The organism is Halomonas sp. McD50-4, assembly GCF_022348135.1.
GTDB lineage: Bacteria > Pseudomonadota > Gammaproteobacteria > Pseudomonadales > Halomonadaceae > Vreelandella > Vreelandella piezotolerans.
On sequence record NZ_JAKRFG010000002.1, the window covers coordinates 387,755 to 407,110 of the forward strand.

Sequence of the window (19,356 nt, forward strand, 5' to 3'; positions counted from 1 at the left end):
CTACAAGCACAAAAAAAGCGGGCGACCATTCTAGCAGATGGTGCCCGCCTTGCCGTGCTTCCTTTCAAAGGTTACTCGTCGGGGTGGAACTCCAACGAGACGGAGTTGATACAGTAGCGCAAACCGGTGGTGTCAGGAGGTCCATCCGGAAAGACGTGGCCCAGATGAGCGTCGCAGTGCGAGCAGACCACTTCGGTGCGAGTCATGCCGTGGGACGTATCGCGGTGCTCCTCGACACAACGAGCCCCCAGTGGGCGATCAAAGCTGGGCCAGCCGCAGCCCGCATCGAACTTATGCTCATTCTCGAACAGTGGCGCGTGGCAGCAAACGCAGTGGTAAATACCTTGAGCATCGCTTACCTGGTGATCTCCGGTAAACGGTCGTTCGGTGCCTTTCTCCCGGGCAACCCGGTACTGCTCGGGCGTGAGCTGCTTGCGCCACTCGTCGGGGGATTTTTCAATTTTCGCCATGGGAATCTCCTCTCCCTCTGGTTGCCGTTTATCAGAGGCTGTCTAAGGCGGCTAGCCTATTAGCGTTAGCACGCATCGTAGCGAGTGCGGCAAGGCTAACGACAATGGGCCGCCTGTCCAAGTTCAGCATGTGCGAAAGTGATAAAATCCGCCAGTCGCTTTCCACACTAAACCGCTGAAGGCTCCTTAAACACCCGCTGAAGGCTCCTTACACGCTAGCCGCTCCCCCGTTGCTGCGCGGGTCGTGGGCGCTCTCGATCAGGCCATTCGGGTGGCGCACGATGCCGCCTGCGTGGCCCATGGTGTCGCTGAACGCCTCTGGCAGTACCTCTACGTCGTGGCCTGCGGTGGCAAGTTCGGCCACTAAGCGGTCATCAAAGCGCTCTTCTAATTTCAGGTTAGTGCTGGACTCTCCCCAGGTGCGCCCCAATAGCCAGCGCGGTGCGGTGACGGCTTGCTGCAGTGGCATGCCGTGCAGCGCGTAGCGGGAGAACACGGCGGCTTGAGTTTGCGGCTGGCCTTCGCCGCCCATGGTGCCGTACACCATCGTGCGCCCATCGTTGAACAGTGCCAGCGCGGGGTTGAGCGTGTGGAAGGGTTTGCGGCCAGGGGCTAAACCGCGTAAATCGTCAGGGTCGAGCGAGAAGCTAATGCCGCGGTTTTGCCACAGCACGCCGCTCTCAGGCAGTACCACGCCGCTGCCAAACTCCCAGTAGATGCTCTGAATAAAGCTCACCGAGCGGCCTTCGCTGTCGACGGTGCCCATCCAAATAGTATCGCCGGGCGCAGGTTCGTGAGGCCAAGGTAGCGCCTGGTTAGGATTAATCTCGGCAGCTTCTGCACCAATGCGCTCTTCGCTGAGAAGCTCCTGTAGCGGCGTGGGAACTCGGTGTGGGTCTGTAACGTAGCGGTCGCGCAGCATAAAGGCGCGTTTGGTGGCTTCAATTAACCCGTGCAGGTGGTCAAAGCCATTGGGCTCGGCGGCTTTAACGCGCTCGTAAATGCCCAAAATCATCAGCGATGCCATGCCTTGAGTAGGCGCGGGCAGGTTATACAGTGTTGCGTCGTTGAGGCGCACGTGCAGCGGTGTGACTTGCTGAGCGCGGTAAGCGTGAAAATCGGCTAAGCGTAGTGGGCTGCCGAGTGCCTCCAGATCCTTCGCCATGCTGGCGGCGAGTTCACCCCGGTAGAAGTCTTCCAGCCCGGCGCTGGCGAGGCGTTTCAACGTCTTCGCCAGGCGGGGCTGGCGCAGGCGCTCGCCTTCGCGGGGGACTTGACCGTCAAGCAGCAGGGCATCGCTGAAGCCGGGGCTTTGGCGCAAGCGCTCCAGGTGTTTGGCGGTGAGCGTTTCCTGGCTTTGCGAAACGGCCACCCCTTCATCGGCGTGACGAATGGCGTCGGCCAGCAGCGTGGTCAGCGGCAGCGCGTTACCCCAACCCGCCGCCACATTGAGCGCTTCCTGCCAGCCACTAATCGTGCCTGCCATGGTAAGCGCGGCTTTTGGGCCGCGTTCAGGGATGTGCGATTCCCCGGCGTAAAAATCGCCGTTGGCGAGTTGTGCAGCGGGGCCGCAAGCGTCGATGGCCACTGGCGATTTGCCGGGCTCGTGAATCAACCAAAAACCGTCGCCCCCCAGGGCGTTCATGTGTGGGTAGACCACGGCGATGGCCGCTGCTGCTGCGACCATGGCTTCGACAGCGTTGCCACCCTGTTTCAAAACATCGCGACCGGCGCTGGCGGCCAAGTGGTGTGACGCGACACAGCTGCCGCCGTAACTACGTTGGGTGTGGAGCATTGAAGAGTCCTTTGTTATTAGTTGTGGTTACCAGCCAATGGCATCGGGTAGCCACGTGGCTATGCTTGGGAACATAAACACTAGCGCCACGGCTAAAAATTGCAGCCCGATAAAGGGTAGCGCCCCTTTGTAGATATCCAGTGTGGTCACCTCTTTGGGCGCGACGCCTTTCAAGAAAAATAGCGACCAGCCAAAGGGCGGGGTAAGAAACGATGTTTGCAGCACCAGTCCCACTAAAATACCCAGCCACACCATATCCACGCCCATCTGTATAAAGAAGGGCAAAAAGAGCGGTAGAGCAATATAGCTAATTTCGATCCATTCCAAGAAGAAACCCAGCACGAACATCAGTAGTAGCATGAACAGCAGTGCGCCAAACTCGCCACCGGGCACCCAGTCAAACATGCGTTCTACCAAGTGTTCGCCCCCCAGCCCGCGGAAGGCAAGGCCAAAGACCTGCGCGCTGATTAAAATAAAAAAGACCATGGCGGAGATCACTAGCGTGGCTTTGGCCACGTCGCTTAATAGCGATATGGTCAACCGTCCCGAGCAGGCAACGAACACCAACGCCCCCAGCGCGCCCATGGCGGCGGCTTCCGTGGGAGCCGCAATGCCGCCAATAATGGAGCCGAGTACTGCAAACACCAGACCCACGGGTGGACCCACTACCGTCATCACCTTGTACAGTAACTGCCTTTTGCTAAGCTCAGCGCGCTCTTCTGCCGGGATGGGGGGCATCATGCCGGGATAAAGCTGTGCCACCACTAAAATCGCCACGATGTAGATACCCGCTAGCGCTAACCCGGGGACCATGGCAGCGGCGAACATCGTGCCCACCGATTCACCCAGGATTTCGGCCAATAGAATGAGTACCAAGCTAGGCGGAATGATTTGGCCCAATGTGCCTGAGGCGCAAATCATGCCGGTGGCCAAGGTTTTGGGGTAGCCTCTGCGAAGCAGGGTGGGCAGTGTCAGCAGGCCCAGGGTGACGATAGTCGCGCCCACGATACCGGTAGCGGCTCCTAACAGCACGCCAACGAAAATAATCGCCACGCCCATCCCGCCGGAAAGCCCGCCGAACAAGTGGCCAATCACATCGATCAGCTCTTCGGCTAGCTTCGATTTCTCCAGCATGACGCCCATGAACACGAACAGGGGTATCGCCATGAAGGTGTAGTTGGTCACCACGCCGTAAATGCGCGAGGGCAGCAGGTTAAATAGCACAGGGCCAAAGCCGAGATAGCCAAATACAAAAGCCGTGACGGCAATACTGATCGCTACCGGAATGCCGATTAACAGCAGTACAAAAAAGGCGACGATCATGCCGATCGCGAGCCACTCATTAGGAGACATGCGTTATTCACCTCGGTTTGGTAGAGCAAACCCTTGGCGCAGCGCATGGGCCAAGCCCTGAAGCGCCAATAAAAGAAACCCGAAGGGGATAAGAGCTTTGAGCACCCAGCGCAGCGGCAGGCCGCCTGGGTTGGGAGAGGCCTCGTTCCGAAGATAGGACTGCTCGACCCAGGGCAGCGTTAACCAGGCGATATAGAGCCCCATGGCCAGCAGCAGCAAGCCGCCAATCACTTCGATCACCCGCTGTAAGGCTTCCGGAAAGCGCTCGTAAAACACATCGACCCGCACCTGTTCGCCCATGAACAAAAGGTACGACATACCGAATAGCGCAATGGGGGAGATCAAGTGCCACTGCAACTCTTGTAGCCACACGGCGCCAATGCTGAACAGGTAGCGCATCACCACATCGCCTGCGACTAGGGCCACCAGTACCACGCAGATCCAAGCGGCGATCCAGCCAAATAGCCGGACCACCGCCTCGATCCCGTGGACAACGCGTTCCACGGTTTGCATATCACACCCCAATGATGTCGTTTAACCAAGCGCGTTCGCTGGCGCCTGCCCAGCGGTCATGGTTGGCCTTGAAGGCCATGTAGCTGTCGTGGACTTTGCGCACCATTGGGTCGGCGTTGGCTTCGGTGGCCAGCGTATCCATGGTGGCTTCGCGCAGGGCATTCACTACGGGGTCGGGCAGCATGCTGGCGGTGACGCCGTGGTTATCGACCAGGTCGGTCATCGCTTCGCCGTTCACCGCTTCGGACCAGGTGACACTCTCAAGACATGCGGCCATGCAGGCGCTCTTCACGATCATCTTCAGGTCTTCCGGCAGTTCGTCCCAGTGCTGCTTGGAAATGAGCAGCTCGCCGGTAGTAGAGGGTTCATGCCAGCCCGTGGTGTGATAGAACTTGGCCGCGTTTTGCAGCCCCATGCGGCGGTCTTGATACGGGCCAACGAACTCAGCGGCGTCGATCACGCCACGCTCTAGCGCCGGGAAAATTTCACCGCCGGGCAGTACACGGGCATCGACGCCCAGTGCCGAGTAGACTTTGCCTGCAAGGCCGGGCACGCGCATGCGTAAACCGTTGAGTTGTCCGATATCCTCGATGGGCTCGCGGAACCAGCCAGTCATCTGCACGCCAGTGTTGTTGAGCGGTAGGGCGACCATGCCGTAAGGAGCATAGACCTCTTCCCACAGTTCTAAGCCGCCGCCGTGGTAGAGCCATGCCATATGCCCCATGAAGCTCATGCCGAAGGGCACGGTGGTGAAGTATTGAGCGGCAAAGGTGGTGCCCGACCAGAAGTAGCTGTTGGCTGCGTTCATTTGGATGGTGCCGCTCTGCACGGCTTCGAACCCTTCCAGTGCAGGAATCAATTCACCCGCTGCGAAGTGCTGGATGTTCAAACGCCCGCCGGACATCGCGTTGATCTTGGCAATCACATCGGTAGGGCTGCCGGGGCCTTCGACATAGAAGGGCGAGCCGGGGCTGTAAGCGTTGGTCATGCGCCAGTTGAAGCGCTCGGAGGATTGAGCGCTTGCCACACTAGGTGCGCCAAGCACTAAGCCAGCCGTGGAGGTCAGTGCAGCGGTGGTAAGAAACTTGCGACGAGTAAAAGACATAAGGCACCTCAAGCAGTCGGGAAGCGAAGAGTCGTGGAGCAGTTACGTCGTTGGATCGTTAATGAGACTGCAAGGGGTGTGCCAAAAAATCGATTTTATTGTAAATGAAAGATTTTTAGCGGTTTGTCGTTACTGTCAGAGAACAGGAGGGCTACACGGTCGATGAACTCAGTAGCGGCAAGTGCACCGATGTGATGCGTATGCGCGCTGTAAACACTCTGTTAGGCACTACAATTGCGCAGCGTTTGTTTTGAGCCACCTTACTGCCTCATGAACCATCAATTAATGTTTTGATATCAGAGTGCTTGACACTCGACCCTCGTCCTGAGTAATATACGCGCCACCTCGACGAGGCAATGAAACGTCCCATTCGTCTAGTGGTCTAGGACACCGCCCTTTCACGGCGGGAACAGGGGTTCGAACCCCCTATGGGACGCCAATTAAGTCGTTCAGGTATCGGAGTTGCGGGAATAGCTCAGTGGTAGAGCATCGCCTTGCCAAGGCGAGGGTCGAGAGTTCGAATCTCTTTTCCCGCTCCAGTACGTCCCATTCGTCTAGTGGTCCAGGACACCGCCCTTTCACGGCGGGAACAGGGGTTCGAACCCCCTATGGGACGCCAATCCGATAGCAGAAATGCTAATAGTGAGACAGCCTGTTTAGCGGGAATAGCTCAGTGGTAGAGCATCGCCTTGCCAAGGCGAGGGTCGAGAGTTCGAATCTCTTTTCCCGCTCCAGCACGTCCCATTCGTCTAGTGGTCTAGGACACCGCCCTTTCACGGCGGGAACAGGGGTTCGAACCCCCTATGGGACGCCACTCACTCTAAAGCATCGTTGCATGTTTGCGTTGCGGGAATAGCTCAGTGGTAGAGCATCGCCTTGCCAAGGCGAGGGTCGAGAGTTCGAATCTCTTTTCCCGCTCCATGCAAACCCCTTCTTGTTTCGTTACATACTCCCTTTTTTTAATCCCCTTTCGAAAAATGTTGCTACCGCCTCGTTGCGGCGCTTTCGTGTGCGCGTGTGTTGCGTTGACCGATACGTAGGGTGGGCGTGCCCAGGCGCAGGGCCTGGGCAGTGGGTGGGTCAATCCACTAGGGTGAAGTGGCCGACGACGCTATTGAGCGACTGGGAGCGCTGCTTCAAGTCGTGAGCAGACAGAGCAGTTTGCTGAACCATGGCGGCGTTGTCCTGGGTGGCTTGATCGAGCTGAGCAATGGCGACGTTGATCTGCTCGATGCCGCGCGTCTGTTCATGGGTCGCGGTAGTGATGTCGGTAAACAGCTCGTTGACGCGCTGGATGCGCTGATCGATCTCCTGCATGCGCTGTTTGGCGGCATCCACTAAGTTGGCGCCGTTGCTGACCTGGGCGTTGGAGGTATTGATCAAGCCTTTGATCTCATGCGCCGCGTTGGCCGAGCGGTTGGCTAGCTGGCGAACTTCACCAGCCACTACTGCGAACCCCCGGCCATGCTCACCCGCGCGGGCGGCCTCGACCGAAGCGTTGAGCGCCAAAATATTGGTCTGGAAAGCAATGCTGTCGATCAGCGTGACGATCTCGGTGATTTTATCCGCTTCGGCTGTTATCTCCTTCATGGACGCCACTGTATCACCGATGGCTTTCTGGCCCGCCTGAGACGTTTCATTCGCACTGTTGACCAGTGCTTTCGCCTGCTCGACGCTGTCAGCGGTTTGGCGAACCGTGGCGGTCACTTCTTCCATGCTGGAGGACGTCTGTTGAAGCGCGGCGGCCTGCTGCTCGGTGCGCGATGAAAGCTCTTGATTGCCTGCGGCGATATCGCCTGCGTTATGGTCTACGGACGTGCTGGTGGCATGAATCTCCTGCATGGCATCGTGTAGTTTGTCGCGCATCTGACAAATGTCATGCAGCAGGCTGCTCGTGTCGTTGGGATGAAGCGCCACAGGGGCCGTCAAATCGCCTTGCGCGATGCGTGATACCACGCCTGCGGCATAGCGCGGTTCCCCGCCTAGTCGGCGTAGAATGAGAGAGATCATGCCCCAAAAGGCCAGCGTGACCAGCGCGCCTGCCACGATGCCTACCAAGATGCTTTTGACGAGCTGGCGCATGATGGTACTACTGACGTCACCGACGAACACGCCGCTAGCCACGTAGACATCCCACGGCGTAAAGGCGGCTGAGTAAGCGCGCACTTTGGGCTTGGCGTCGCCCCCACGAGCAAAGTTGGAGAAGTACTCGGTAAAGCCACTGCCGGCTTGCTGCGTATTATCCAGAATGGTTTGGAAGATCAGCGTCCCCTCGGGGTCTTTGACTTGCGAAATGTCCTCTCCTACGTCACGGCTTGGGTGAGCAAGCATGCGCAGGCTGCCGTTGAACGCGAACAGGTAGTTGTCCTCTTCGCCGAAGCGCACGTCGCGTAGGGTGTTGAAGGCTTGTCGCTGCGCTTCTGGCATGGAGAGCTGGCCCTGTTCGGCAAGCTGATGGTAATGCTCCAGCGTAGACACGGCGATATCCACGGCGGTGACCATGCGCTGTTCGCGCTCGGCATACAGCAACGCGCGGCTTTGCCAAGCGTTGATCGTGATCATCATCGCCAGAATCAACCAAAGAACAACGACGCCCAGCCATCGTTGGCGGCGCAGCGGCAGTGTGGATAGCTTTTTTTGTGTGGAGGCAGACGACTCTGATGGCGAGAGATGGGTATTAGCGCCGGAGGGCGAGGTAATGGCGGTGCTCATTATCGATAGGCTCTCTTGTATGATCAGTATGTTCCCTTGAGGTGCTGCTGCCTAGCTAGGCAGGCACTGGCCTAATACTAAAGTATTAACTTGAGCGCTGCCGCAGTAATCGAGTGGCAAAGTGTCACTTAATGTAGTGCTTAATAGAGGGCAACCAGCAGCATGGAAAAGGCTTTGACGCGCTTTATGCTGCTAACTTGAAAAAATATACGCGTGCCCCGATATCTTACTCTTATCGCTTTATGCTTCCCCACTTGCTGACAGGACATGTTCATGGCCGAACCGGCATTGTCGATCCGTGGCCTTACCAAAGCGTATGGCAACGGCTTTCAAGCGTTAAAAGGTATCGATCTAGACGTCCAGCAGGGCGATTTTTTTGCGCTGTTGGGCCCCAACGGCGCAGGAAAGTCCACCACCCTAGGCGTCGTGTGTTCGCTGGTGCAGAAAACGGCGGGCAAGGTGTCGATTTTTGGGATCGACATCGATAAGGACTTCGCCAAGGCGAAGTATCAGCTCGGCGTGGTGCCTCAAGAGTTCAACTTCAACCAGTTCGAGAAGGTGCTGGATATCGTGCTGGCTCAGGCAGGCTATTACGGTATGAAGCGCAGCGAAGCGCTGCCCCGCGCCAAGCAGCTCTTGACCGATCTAGGGCTGTGGGAAAAACGCAACGGTAGCGCGCGGATGCTCTCGGGGGGCATGAAGCGCCGCCTAATGATTGCCCGCGCGTTGATGCATCGTCCCAAACTGCTGATTCTCGACGAGCCCACGGCGGGCGTCGATATCGAACTCCGCCGCAGCATGTGGGAGTACATGCGCCGCATCAACCGCGATGAGGGCACGACGATCATCCTGACGACGCACTATCTCGAAGAGGCCGAGAGCCTGTGTCGCAATATCGCCATCATCAACCACGGTGAGATCGTACGGAATACCAGCGTGCGCGAGCTGTTGGCGGAGCTGGACACCGAGACTTTTCTCTTGGACCTGGCCGAACCGTTGACACGCGTGCCTGCCATCGAAGGATTCGAGCTACAGCAGATCGAGCCGTCCCAGTTGGCGCTGGTCATTCACCGTGGCCAGCAGCTGAACGATGTGTTCAGTGCGCTGAGTGCGCAGGGGATTCAGGTGGTCTCCATGCGTAACCGTGCCAACCGCCTAGAGGAGATGTTCGTTTCCATGGTAGAGAGCAGCCAGCAGGCCATTGATCAGCGTGAGCAACAGGAGGCCAGCGCATGAATATCATGCAAACTCTGGTGGCCCTTTGGACGTTGGTGCTCAAAGAGATCAAGCGTTTTACCCGTATCTGGCCGCAAACCCTGCTGCCGCCGTCGATTACCATGGCCATGTATTTCATCATTTTTGGTAACCTGATCGGGTCGCGCATTGGTGATATGGACGGCTTCAGCTATATGGACTTCATTGTGCCAGGACTGATCATGATGTCGGTGATCACCAACAGTTACTCCAACGTGGCGTCCAGCTTCTTCTCCAACAAGTTTCAACGCTCCATCGAAGAGATGATGGTGTCACCCATGCCCAACGGCGTGATTCTCTCCGGGTTCATACTCGGCGGCATGGCGCGGGGGTTGGGCGTGGGGTTGATCGTTACTCTGGTATCGCTGTTCTTCACCCGTTTGACGGTCGAACATCCGTTATTGACGATACTGGTCGTGGTGCTGACCTCGGCGCTGTTCTCCATTGGCGGATTTATCAACGCGCTGCTGGCGAATAAATTCGACGATATCTCTATCGTGCCGACGTTCATTCTGACCCCATTGACCTATTTGGGTGGCGTGTTCTACTCGATTTCGATGCTGCCGGATTTCTGGCAGGGCGTATCGATGCTCAACCCGATCTTGTATATGGTGAACGTCTTTCGCTACGGCTTTTTGGGCGTTTCCGATATTCCGGTAGGCTGGGCACTGGCCGCTATTTTTGCCTTTATCATCGTGCTATTCATGGTCGCGCTGACCATGCTAGAGCGCGGCAAAGGCATTCGCAGCTAATGGGTGGTAACGGCCGCCCACCGACATGCCTTCATTGACATCGCACGACTGAGAGAGTGTCCATGGCACATCGCCCCGATACCTTAGAACACGCGCCCTTGGGGCGCGACTCCACTTACCCGGAGCAGTACGACGCGGGGCTTCTATACCCCATTCCTCGCGCAGCCAACCGTGCGCCGCTGGGCATCGACGAGCGTACGCTGCCGTTCGTCGGTGAAGACGAGTGGCATGCTTTCGAGGTCTCTTGGCTCAACGCGCGCGGTAAACCCATCGTCGCGGTGGCGCGTTTTCGCTTACCCGCCAGCTCGCCGCATCTCATCGAGTCCAAATCTTGGAAGCTCTATCTCAACAGTCTCAACCAAACGCGCTTTGCTAGCCAGACCGAGGTAGAGGAGACGTTGGTACACGACCTGAGCCGCGCTGCCGGTGCCAGCGTTAGCGTCGAGCTGTTGGGCGTTGATGATAGTGAGCTGGCGCCCAAGCGACTGCCGGGTGAGTGCCTGGACGACCTGGATATCGAGGTGAGCGATTACACCCCGAGTGCCATGCACCTTGCTATCAGTGATGAGATCGTCGAGGAGACGCTGCATTCGCATCTGCTAAAATCCAATTGCCCGGTGACCGGTCAGCCGGATTGGGGAAGCGTCTTGATTCGCTATAAAGGTCCCAAACTCGACCGAGAAGGGCTACTGCGCTACCTGATTGGCTACCGGCAGCACCAGGATTTTCACGAGCACTGTGTCGAGCATATCTTCACTGATTTAATGCAGCAGGCGAAGCCGGAAGAGTTGCTGGTGTTGGCGCGCTACGTGCGACGCGGCGGCTTGGACATCAGTCCGTGGCGTGCCACACCGGGCCTTGCCCCTCCCAGCCCTCTGCGCTTGGCGCGCCAGTAACGCTCACCTCAATGGATAGGAGTTTCCATGGACGCACTCACGCTGCTTCACGAACGTAGTTCCATGGGCAAGCTCGCCGAGCCTGCCCCTAACGCCGATCAGCTCAGCGCCATTTATCAGGCGGCCCTGCGTGCCCCTGACCACAAAGAACTGCGCCCGTGGCGCTTCATCGAGTTTACTGGCGAAGGCCGGGAGCGCCTAGGCGAGCTGTTTGCCGAAGCGGAGTTTCAGGAAGACCCCAGCGTCAGCGATGATACGCTCGATGCCGCGCGTAAAAAGCCGTTACGCGCGCCGATGATCATTGCCGTGATTGCCAAGGTCACTCCGGATATTCCCAAAGTACCCAAAATGGAGCAGGTGATCTCTGCTGGCTGTGCGGCTCACGGCATTCTGCTGGCCGCCCACGCGTTGGGCCTGGGAGCCATGTGGCGCAGCGGTAAGTACGCTTTTGATCCGGTGGTGCGTAAAGGTCTTGGTCTCGATGAGGAGGACGAGGTCGTGGCGTTCATCTACCTCGGCAGCCTGGGCGGACGTCACAAACCCGTGCCAAAGCACGACGCGGCAAGTTTCGTCGAGCACTGGCGCTAATGCACGCCGCCTAGCGATGAAGGAGAGCAACATGCGCCATACGCGTCAGCCGGGTATGCCATACCCTCGTTTGCCGTTACCAGACGGGGAGGAGGATCTGCGGGCTTTTCAACGTTGGCTAGAAGCCGCCATCCCTATGGTAGAGGCGCTGGGTATTACCCATATGAGTCAAGCCAATGGCGCGCTCACGTGGCAACTGGCGCTTACGCCTAATCTCAATGACAAAGGCACTGGCTTCGGCGGAGCACTGACCGCGCAAACCACGCTGCAAGGCTGGTGTTGGGTCACTCTGTGGCTTCGTCAGCAGGGCAGAGCGCAAGACGTGGTGGTCGCCGAGGCCGACCAACGGTTTCTTGCTCCGGTCACAAGGGACTATCGCCTCATCTGCACGCCCAGCCATCCGGAGGGCCCTGTCCAGCTTGCCGACAAACTCAACGAGCGAGGCAAAGGCAGTATCGAATTGACCCATCAGCTCTACTGCGGTGATGCACTCTGTTTAGAAGCCCACGGACGCTACGCCGTGCTGCCCAATGCCTAATCAGGAAAAGGCTTGCTATTTCACGGCTTAGGCCATAGAATACGCGCCGTTCTGTTGAGAAAGGCAGCGCCCGACGGCAGAGCAACAATGTGGAGAGGTGTCCGAGTGGTCGAAGGAGCACGCCTGGAAAGTGTGTAAGTCGAAAGGCTTCGAGGGTTCGAATCCCTCCCTCTCCGCCAAGAATATAAATTAAGCCGCTGATTTCAGCGGCTTTTTTGTATCTGCGGTTTAGTCAGCCCATACCTCAGCCCATACTACAGTTTTGGCTTTCACTAGATAATGCTGTACGTCCTCAGACACATCCTCTTTTCCAAGGCATCTGGCTTTTTATAAATTAAGTTGCATTTCACCGCTCCTTGTCGATGCGCGCTAACGATAGATAATGCCCCTTTCTGGTAGGGTACTGTTTTCTTAATAATCGTGATTGATTGCTATTTGCGATAACGGGGTGAGGTCACAATTCATGATGAAAACACACCGGACCGAGTGCTGCATCAAAACCTAAGACGATATAAGGTGTATCATATTTTGTAAAAGCTCATTCTAGTTCGAATTGACACAGGGAACCCGACCATCGGATGACGAATAAAAAAGACCTATCAGAACGTGACATCTGCACCAAGTTCATCACGCCTGCGCTGGAACAGGCAGGTTGGGACATGCAGAAACAAGTCCGCGAGGAAGTCGGTTTTACCGATGGCCGTATCTATGTGAAGGGCAATCTCACTACCCGTGGCAAGCGCAAGCGGGCGGATTACATCCTTTACTACAAGCCCAATATCCCTGTCGCCATCATTGAGGCCAAGGACAACAAGCATTCGGTCATGGCAGGCATCCAGCAGGGGCTGGATTACGCCACCATCCTGGACATACCCACCGTGTTCAGCAGTAACGGCGATGGCTTCTATGAGCATGACCGTACTGCCGCAAGCGGCAGTGTCGAGCGCGAACTTCCGCTGCACGACTTTCCAACGCCAGAACAGCTCTGGGAGCGGTACAAACGGTACAAAGGCATCACTACGCCAGAAGCCGAGCGCATCAGTGCCCAGGATTACTTCTTCGACGGCACCAGCCGCAGCCCGCGTTACTACCAGCAGATCGCCATCAACCGCACCGTAGAGGCCATTGCCAAAGGCCAGCAGCGCATCCTGCTGACTATGGCCACGGGCACCGGTAAAACCTATACCGCTTTTCAGATCATCCACCGCCTCTGGAAAGCTGGGGCCAAGAAACGCATTCTGTTTCTGGCTGACCGTAATGCCTTGATTGACCAGACCCGGCGCGGCGATTTTCGTCATTTCAAAGACAAAATGACGGTCATCAAACAGAAGAAGATCGACAAATCCTACGAAATCTATCTGGCGCTGTATCAAGGGCTGACCAACTACGATGAAGACAAGGACGCCTACCGTGAATTCAGTCCTGATTTCTTCGATCTGATCGTTATCGATGAGTGCCACCGTGGTAGCGCCTCGGAAGACAGTGCCTGGCGTGAGATTCTGGAATATTTTAAAACTGCCACCCACATTGGCCTTACCGCCACGCCCAAGGAAACCGAAACGGTTTCCAGCACCGAATACTTTGGTGATCCTATTTATACCTACTCGCTCAAACAGGGTATACAGGACGGTTTTCTTGCCCCCTACAAGGTGCTTCGGGTCGGTCTGAATGTCGATCTGGAAGGTTGGCGTCCGGAGGCAGGCAAAACCGACAAGAGCGGTCAACTGGTGGATGATCGCATCTACAACCGTAAGGATTACGACAAGAGCCTGGTTATCGACGAGCGAACCGAAGCCGTGGCTAACAAGATCACTGAGTACCTGACCAAGACCAACCGCTTCGACAAAGCCATCGTGTTCTGCGTCGATATCGACCACGCCCAGCGTATGCGTGCTGCACTAGCCAACGCAAACAGCGACCTGATGGCCCAGAACCCCAAGTATGTCATGCAGATTACCGGCGATAACGACGAAGGCAAGCGAGAACTGGATAACTTTATCAACCCGGAAGAACGCTATCCGGTCATTGCCACTACTTCCAAGCTGATGACCACTGGTGTCGATGCTCAAACCTGCAAGCTGATCGTACTCGACAGCAACATCGGCTCCATGACCGAATTCAAGCAAATCATCGGGCGCGGAACGCGCATCAACGAAGAGTTCGGCAAGACCTTTTTTACTATTCTTGATTTTCGCAATGTAACCGATCTGTTTGCCGACCCGGATTTCGACGGCGATCCGGTGCGCGTCAAAGAGCTTGGTGAGGATGACGACTTTGAGACACCTGAAGAAGAAATTGCCGAAGGCGAGACCGTCACCGATGAAACTGGCGAGCAAATTATCTTCGATCCACCGACTGAACCACCGGAAATCATCACCGGCGGGGAGATCGTCGGCGAACCGCGCCCCAGGTGCTACGTCAATGGCGTCAATGTCGCTATCCTCAATGAGCGCATCCAGTACATGGACGGCAACGGTAAACTAATCACTGGCAGCCTGAAGGATTACACCCGCCAGAAAGTGCGCGAGCAATACCACTCACTGGGTGACTTTCTGAGCAAATGGCATAGCGCCGACAAAAAGCAAGCCATAATTGACGAGCTGACTGAGCAGGGCATCGTACTGGAGAATCTGAAGGAAGCCATCGGCAAGGAAATGGATATCTTCGACATGATCTGTCATACCGCCTTCGATCAGCCGCCGCTAACCCGTGCCGAGCGCGCCAAACAGGTCAGAAAGCGCGACGTATTCACCCAATATGGCGAGCAGGCCCGTAAAGTGCTGGATGCCCTGCTGGACAAATACGCTGACGAAGGCATCGAGAACATCGAAGACATCAAAGTGCTCAAGGTCAACCCCTTCGACCAGTTCGGCACACCAACAGAAATCATTAAGCTTTTCGGCGGCAAACCACAATACTTGCAGGCCTTAACCCAACTGGAGCAAGCCCTCTATCAAGCGGCTTGAATCACGAACAAGAGAGCAGTAACGCAATATGGCAAACGTATCAGGCATTGTAAAATCCGCCCGTAAAATCATGCGGCAGGACACTGGCACCGGCAGTGACGAGCTGCGTATCCTGCAACTGGGCTGGATGCTGTTTCTGAAAATTTTTAGCGACAAAGACAAAGAGCTGGAGTTGATGGACGATAACTACATCTCGCCTATTCCCGCTGAACTGCACTGGGACGAATGGGCCGGGGATGACGAAGGCATGACCGGTGACGAGCTGTTGCAGTTTGTCGATCGCAAGCTGTTCCCGACCCTGTCGGAAATAGACCTCTCCAGCGGCAATCGCCGTGCTGTATTGGTGCATGAAGTATTTGCCAACAACTACAACTACATGAAGTCCGGCATTCACCTGCGCCAGGTGATCAACAAGCTCAATGAAATCGACTTCAACAACAGCAAAGACCTGCACCTGTTCGGCCAGATTTATGAAACCTTCCTGAGTGAGCTGCAAAGCGCTGGCACCCTAGGCGAATTCTATACCCCGCGTGCTGTCACCCAGTTTATGACTGAAATGGTGAACCCCGAACACGGCGAAACCGTGCTTGATCCCGCCTGCGGCACCGGCGGCTTCCTGACGGCGGTGATTGAACACCTGAAGGCCAGTGCCAACACGGTGGCCGAGCGCGAAGCCATTGCCCACAATGTGCGCGGCTGGGAATACAAACCCTTGCCCTACATGCTGGCCAACACCAACCTGATCCTGCACGACATCATCACCCCCAGCATCCAGTTTGGTGACTCGCTGCAACGGCCCCTAAGCGAATATACGCGCAAAGAACGGGTAGATGTGATCATCGCCAACCCGCCCTTTGGTGGTGTTGTTTCCAACAATAATGAGAACAACTTTCCGCAAACCTACCGCACCAAGGAATCGGCAGACCTATTTCTGATTCTGATGATCCACCTACTCAAGGACGGTGGGCGCGCTGCCATTGTCTTGCCCGATGGTTCCCTTACCGGCGATGGTGTCAAACAACGTATCCGCCAAAAACTGCTGGATGACTGTAACCTGCACACCATTGTGCGCCTTCCCAACTCCGTGTTTCAGCCCTATGCTTCTGTCGCTACCAACCTGCTGTTTTTTACTAAGGGCGAGCCGACACAAAATATCTGGTACTACGAGCACAAATTGCCGGAAGGATACAAGGCCTACTCGAAAACCAAGCCGATTCAATTGGCCGAGTTCGACACTCTCAAAAATTGGTGGACAAACCGTGAAGCCAACGAGCAGGCATGGCAGGTGGATATCGACACCATCAAGGCCAATGGCTACAACCTCGACATCAAAAACCCGCACCGTGCCGAGGAAGAAAAGCAGCACAGCAGTACTGAACTGTTAGATCTGTTGCATCAGTCCTTTGCCAAGGGCGATCAGTTGCTGGAGCAGTTGCGGAAGGAGTTGGTGTAGTGAATAACCAGATGCTTCCTATTGGCAAACTGTTTGATATTGAGAAGGGTGCTTTGCAAAGCACAAAATGCACGCCAGGTGACTATGATTTCATCACAGCGGCAGAGGAATGGAAAACGCACAATGAATACACTCACGAATGCGAAGCTCTTATATTTGCAGCAGCAGCCTCGGGTTCTCTGGGTCGGACACATTATGTTGACGGTAAATTCACCACAAGCGACCTTTGCTACATTTTGACACCGAAGAATGACGAGAAGTACCCGCTCAACCTAAGCTTCTATCACTTTGTGTTTAACTCGCTGCGGCCATCATTAGTCGCAGCCACAAAATCGGGTACGTCCAAAGAGTCGATCAATCAGACCAACTTTAAGAACTACGAAATTCCCTATTTCGATATAGAACTGCAAGACTTCTGGATTGATAAGCTAAAAAACACGTTGGGATTGAAAGATTTGCTTGGCAGCGAACTCGCCAACCAACAAGCCCTGCTAAAAAAACTGCGGCAGCAGATTTTGCAGGAAGCCATTGAAGGTAAACTCACCGCCGGCTGGCGAGCGCAAAACCCCGATGTGGAACCGGCCAGCGAACTACTCAAGCGTATCGCCGTCGAAAAATCGCAACTGGTTAAAGAGAAAAAAATCAAAGCGCAAAAACCATTGCCTCTGATCACGGACGAAGAAAAGCCTTTTGATCTTCCGATAGGGTGGGAGTGGTGTCGGTTGGGGGAAATTCTGGAAATCAAATCAGGCAAAAGAATTCATGCTGCTGATTACCGTTCGCAAGGCATACCGTTTCTAAGGTCAGGTGAAATTAGCTCTTTAGGCAGAGGAGAGCCGTTGAAAACCGAACTCTTTATTGATGAGGCACAATATCGAGAAATCGAATCAAAATTTGGCATCCCAAAAGAAACTGATATCTTGATTGCCTGTATTGGCGGGTCAATTGGAAATACATGGATTGTTGATGATAGAGAATTCTATTTCAAAGATGGAAATATAGTCTGGATGGTTTCAATACCGGAGCTAAATTACAGGTATCTTTTAAGTTATCTAAAAACTCCTTATTTCCGGGGCCACACAATTCTAAATGCAACCGATTCATCTTATAACGCACTTACTATAGTGAAACTCAATCATGCTGCTATTCCGCTGCCCCCACTCAATGAACAAATAGCCATCGTCACCAAAGTTGAAAAGCTGCTCGCCCTCTGCGACCAACTCGAAACCCAGATCACCCAAAACCAAGGCCACGCTGAACAACTGATGCAGGCGGTATTAAAGGAAGCCTTTAGCCATAACCGCGAAGCCGAACCCACAGCGAGAAAGAGCAAGACCAGCGCTGATGCCCCGGAGATCATGCATGCTTAACCGGCTTGCCAAGCTGGCGCTGGTATCCACGGCACTGGCGCCCATCTGCCTGACACTGTGGTTTGTTGAAATCAGCAGCGCCTGGCAGCTCGACGTGCCGTGGTCGGAGAATCTGGCAGACCATTGGCTGGTGGGCAGCGGCTATTTGCTGGCCGCGCTGGTTTTGAGTGGCCTTTGTTTTGGCCTGGTCTGGCTGTCGGCCTCGCGTCACGGACTGGAGCGTCTGCCGGTGAAGATCAAGTCGGTCAAAACCGTGGACAAGGAGATCGTCGGCTTTCTGCTGGTCTATCTGCTGCCGCTGATCAATCAGAGCCAGAGCACCATCAGCGTGCCGGTACTGGTGTTTGTGGCGGTGATCTTCTTCTTTATCGTCTACAACTCCCACGCCTACCACTTCAACCCTTTGCTAGGTTTTTTCGGCTATCACTTCTTTGAAGTGACCATTGAGGGCGACATCACCTATGTGTTGATCACCCGCCAGAACATAACCGACTGCAAGGCCGTCTTGCAGGTTGTGCAATTAACTGAATACATGATCCTGGATGCCAATCATGCCGAATAATAATACTTTCAACCTGTTTGCCTTGGTGGATGATGAAGATTCTCCCATCCGTCGCATTCCACTGACTGCAGCGCTCAATGCCGAGCTGGCCCAACTCTTCGCCGAACAACAGGCCGCACTGCTTAACGACAGACAGCCTATCGCCTTCACGGGCAGCTACAACGTGGACGAGGGCGAAATCTTTACCATTGCCGACTACCCACTACCGCCCGAAATCGGCCAGGCCATCGGTAACCCGCTCACCTGTCAAGTACTGAACCTCAGCACCGAAACGCACCGAATCAAAGCGTTGTTTAGTGGCAACTGGTCAGCCGCCAACAAAACTGTCAACTTTCAGGTCTTCGATGCCGGAAAGTTGCTCTCTAATCGATGGACACTGATCGGTTTGCCGATTCAGGCGGGTGACACATATAAACGCCTTGAAGAACCTGGCCTGATACTGCAAGACAAACTCACCGCCCATTTCCACAACGGCACCTTGTATTTTGCTTCCTACCACAATACTAAACGCTTTCTGGATCTGGCAGATTACTACCGCGAAGCCACCGACACCGACCTAGACGATTTCGCCGCTACCGACCTTTTCGCCTTTGAAGACCAGGAGGGCTTCAAGGAGCAGGCCGACTCGATCATCCGAAAGAAAATCGCCCTGTTGCAGAAAAATGAAGTTCTGAAAGATCTCGCCGTCGCCGACATTCAAACCGTCGCCAACAACTTCAACGCCGAGCTACCCGAAGAGCACCACATCATCATTACGGTTAACGACGATGAAAAGCTGGTTATCCCGGAAGACAAGAAACAACTGAAGGAACTGATCCGTTTCCTAGATGAAGATTATGTGACTGCCCCTCTGACGAAACGAAAATGTCTCACCAATTCTAAAAAATATCTGTGAGCAAATTATAAAATGTCAATAATAATTATATCGTTATCTCTTGAAATGCCTTTTCTTGGTTAGTGTGCCGAGGCTAGTTTTCCATTGGTGTTAAAGACCAGGTCTTAACGCGGGCTTTATAGATAATCTAAGTT

The 19,356-nt window shown here is 55.1% G+C and carries 16 protein-coding genes and 7 tRNA genes; 17 read left to right on the forward strand and 6 right to left on the reverse strand.

The window, feature by feature from the left end; genetic code table 11:
* Positions 1-71: 71 nt before the first annotated feature.
* From msrB to dctP, 5 genes are all read right to left on the reverse strand, one after another.
* Positions 72-470 carry a peptide-methionine (R)-S-oxide reductase MsrB gene (gene msrB / locus MHM85_RS04395; protein ID WP_153842341.1) on the reverse strand — a complete coding sequence of 133 codons (399 nt, stop codon included), beginning with the start codon at positions 468-470 and terminating at the stop codon, positions 72-74.
* Positions 471-678: 208 nt separating this feature from the next.
* Complete coding sequence (locus tag MHM85_RS04400) at positions 679-2,265, reverse strand: gamma-glutamyltransferase family protein (protein ID WP_153842342.1); 1,587 nt, start codon at positions 2,263-2,265, stop codon at positions 679-681.
* 27 nt (positions 2,266-2,292) lie between these two features.
* Positions 2,293-3,618 (reverse strand): TRAP transporter large permease subunit, encoded by a 1,326-nt coding sequence (locus MHM85_RS04405; protein ID WP_153842343.1) that lies wholly within the window; start codon positions 3,616-3,618, stop codon positions 2,293-2,295.
* 3 nt (positions 3,619-3,621) lie between these two features.
* Entirely contained in the window at positions 3,622-4,131 is a 510-nt protein-coding gene (locus tag MHM85_RS04410) for a TRAP transporter small permease subunit (protein ID WP_153842344.1), read from the reverse strand.
* Position 4,132: 1 nt separating this feature from the next.
* Positions 4,133-5,236 carry a TRAP transporter substrate-binding protein DctP gene (gene dctP, locus MHM85_RS04415; protein ID WP_139525496.1) on the reverse strand — a complete coding sequence of 368 codons (1,104 nt, stop codon included), beginning with the start codon at positions 5,234-5,236 and terminating at the stop codon, positions 4,133-4,135.
* A 363-nt stretch (positions 5,237-5,599) separates the two neighbouring features.
* Between dctP and MHM85_RS04420 the strand changes: the two genes are divergently transcribed.
* The 6 genes from MHM85_RS04420 to MHM85_RS04445 all read left to right on the forward strand — a co-directional run bounded on the left by MHM85_RS04420 (position 5,600) and on the right by MHM85_RS04445 (position 6,157).
* Positions 5,600-5,675 (forward strand) — tRNA-Glu (locus tag MHM85_RS04420).
* Between the two features lie 25 nt (positions 5,676-5,700).
* Positions 5,701-5,775 (forward strand) — tRNA-Gly (locus MHM85_RS04425).
* Positions 5,776-5,779: 4 nt separating this feature from the next.
* Positions 5,780-5,855 (forward strand) — tRNA-Glu (locus MHM85_RS04430).
* A gap of 40 nt (positions 5,856-5,895) precedes the next feature.
* Positions 5,896-5,970 (forward strand) — tRNA-Gly (locus tag MHM85_RS04435).
* Between the two features lie 4 nt (positions 5,971-5,974).
* Positions 5,975-6,050 (forward strand) — tRNA-Glu (locus MHM85_RS04440).
* Between the two features lie 32 nt (positions 6,051-6,082).
* Positions 6,083-6,157 (forward strand) — tRNA-Gly (locus MHM85_RS04445).
* Between the two features lie 159 nt (positions 6,158-6,316).
* Here MHM85_RS04445 and MHM85_RS04450 read toward each other — a convergent pair.
* Positions 6,317-7,948, reverse strand: a complete 1,632-nt coding sequence (locus tag MHM85_RS04450; protein ID WP_153842345.1) for a methyl-accepting chemotaxis protein — start codon at positions 7,946-7,948, stop codon at positions 6,317-6,319.
* Positions 7,949-8,221: 273 nt separating this feature from the next.
* Here MHM85_RS04450 and MHM85_RS04455 point away from each other — a divergent pair, with 273 nt between their 5' ends.
* The 11 genes from MHM85_RS04455 to MHM85_RS04505 all read left to right on the forward strand — a co-directional run bounded on the left by MHM85_RS04455 (position 8,222) and on the right by MHM85_RS04505 (position 19,222).
* On the forward strand, positions 8,222-9,184 hold the full coding sequence (locus MHM85_RS04455; protein ID WP_139525498.1) for an ABC transporter ATP-binding protein: 963 nt from the start codon (positions 8,222-8,224) through the stop codon (positions 9,182-9,184).
* Positions 9,181-9,954, forward strand: coding sequence for an ABC transporter permease (locus MHM85_RS04460; RefSeq protein ID WP_139525499.1), 774 nt, complete (start codon positions 9,181-9,183; stop codon positions 9,952-9,954). The genes MHM85_RS04455 and MHM85_RS04460 overlap by 4 nt, the downstream gene beginning before the upstream one ends.
* Positions 9,955-10,016: 62 nt before the next feature.
* Complete coding sequence (gene queF / locus MHM85_RS04465) at positions 10,017-10,850, forward strand: NADPH-dependent 7-cyano-7-deazaguanine reductase QueF (protein ID WP_153842346.1); 834 nt, start codon at positions 10,017-10,019, stop codon at positions 10,848-10,850.
* A gap of 27 nt (positions 10,851-10,877) precedes the next feature.
* Entirely contained in the window at positions 10,878-11,438 is a 561-nt protein-coding gene (locus tag MHM85_RS04470; protein WP_139525501.1) for a nitroreductase family protein, read from the forward strand.
* 31 nt (positions 11,439-11,469) lie between these two features.
* Positions 11,470-11,976: a YiiD C-terminal domain-containing protein gene (locus tag MHM85_RS04475; RefSeq protein WP_153842347.1), complete on the forward strand. Its 507-nt coding sequence runs from the start codon at positions 11,470-11,472 to the stop codon at positions 11,974-11,976.
* A gap of 91 nt (positions 11,977-12,067) precedes the next feature.
* Positions 12,068-12,155, forward strand: a tRNA-Ser gene (locus MHM85_RS04480).
* Positions 12,156-12,554: 399 nt separating this feature from the next.
* A complete protein-coding gene (locus MHM85_RS04485) occupies positions 12,555-14,942 on the forward strand; it encodes a DEAD/DEAH box helicase family protein (RefSeq protein WP_239285130.1) in 2,388 nt (795 codons plus the stop codon).
* 28 nt (positions 14,943-14,970) lie between these two features.
* Positions 14,971-16,395 (forward strand): N-6 DNA methylase, encoded by a 1,425-nt coding sequence (locus tag MHM85_RS04490; RefSeq protein WP_239285131.1) that lies wholly within the window; start codon positions 14,971-14,973, stop codon positions 16,393-16,395.
* On the forward strand, positions 16,395-17,765 hold the full coding sequence (locus MHM85_RS04495; RefSeq protein WP_239285133.1) for a restriction endonuclease subunit S: 1,371 nt from the start codon (positions 16,395-16,397) through the stop codon (positions 17,763-17,765). Before MHM85_RS04490 ends, MHM85_RS04495 begins: the two co-directional genes overlap by 1 nt.
* On the forward strand, positions 17,758-18,327 hold the full coding sequence (locus tag MHM85_RS04500) for a hypothetical protein (protein ID WP_239285135.1): 570 nt from the start codon (positions 17,758-17,760) through the stop codon (positions 18,325-18,327). The genes MHM85_RS04495 and MHM85_RS04500 overlap by 8 nt, the downstream gene beginning before the upstream one ends.
* Positions 18,317-19,222, forward strand: coding sequence for a Kiwa anti-phage protein KwaB-like domain-containing protein (locus MHM85_RS04505; protein ID WP_239285137.1), 906 nt, complete (start codon positions 18,317-18,319; stop codon positions 19,220-19,222). The genes MHM85_RS04500 and MHM85_RS04505 overlap by 11 nt, the downstream gene beginning before the upstream one ends.
* Positions 19,223-19,356: the final 134 nt, after the last annotated feature.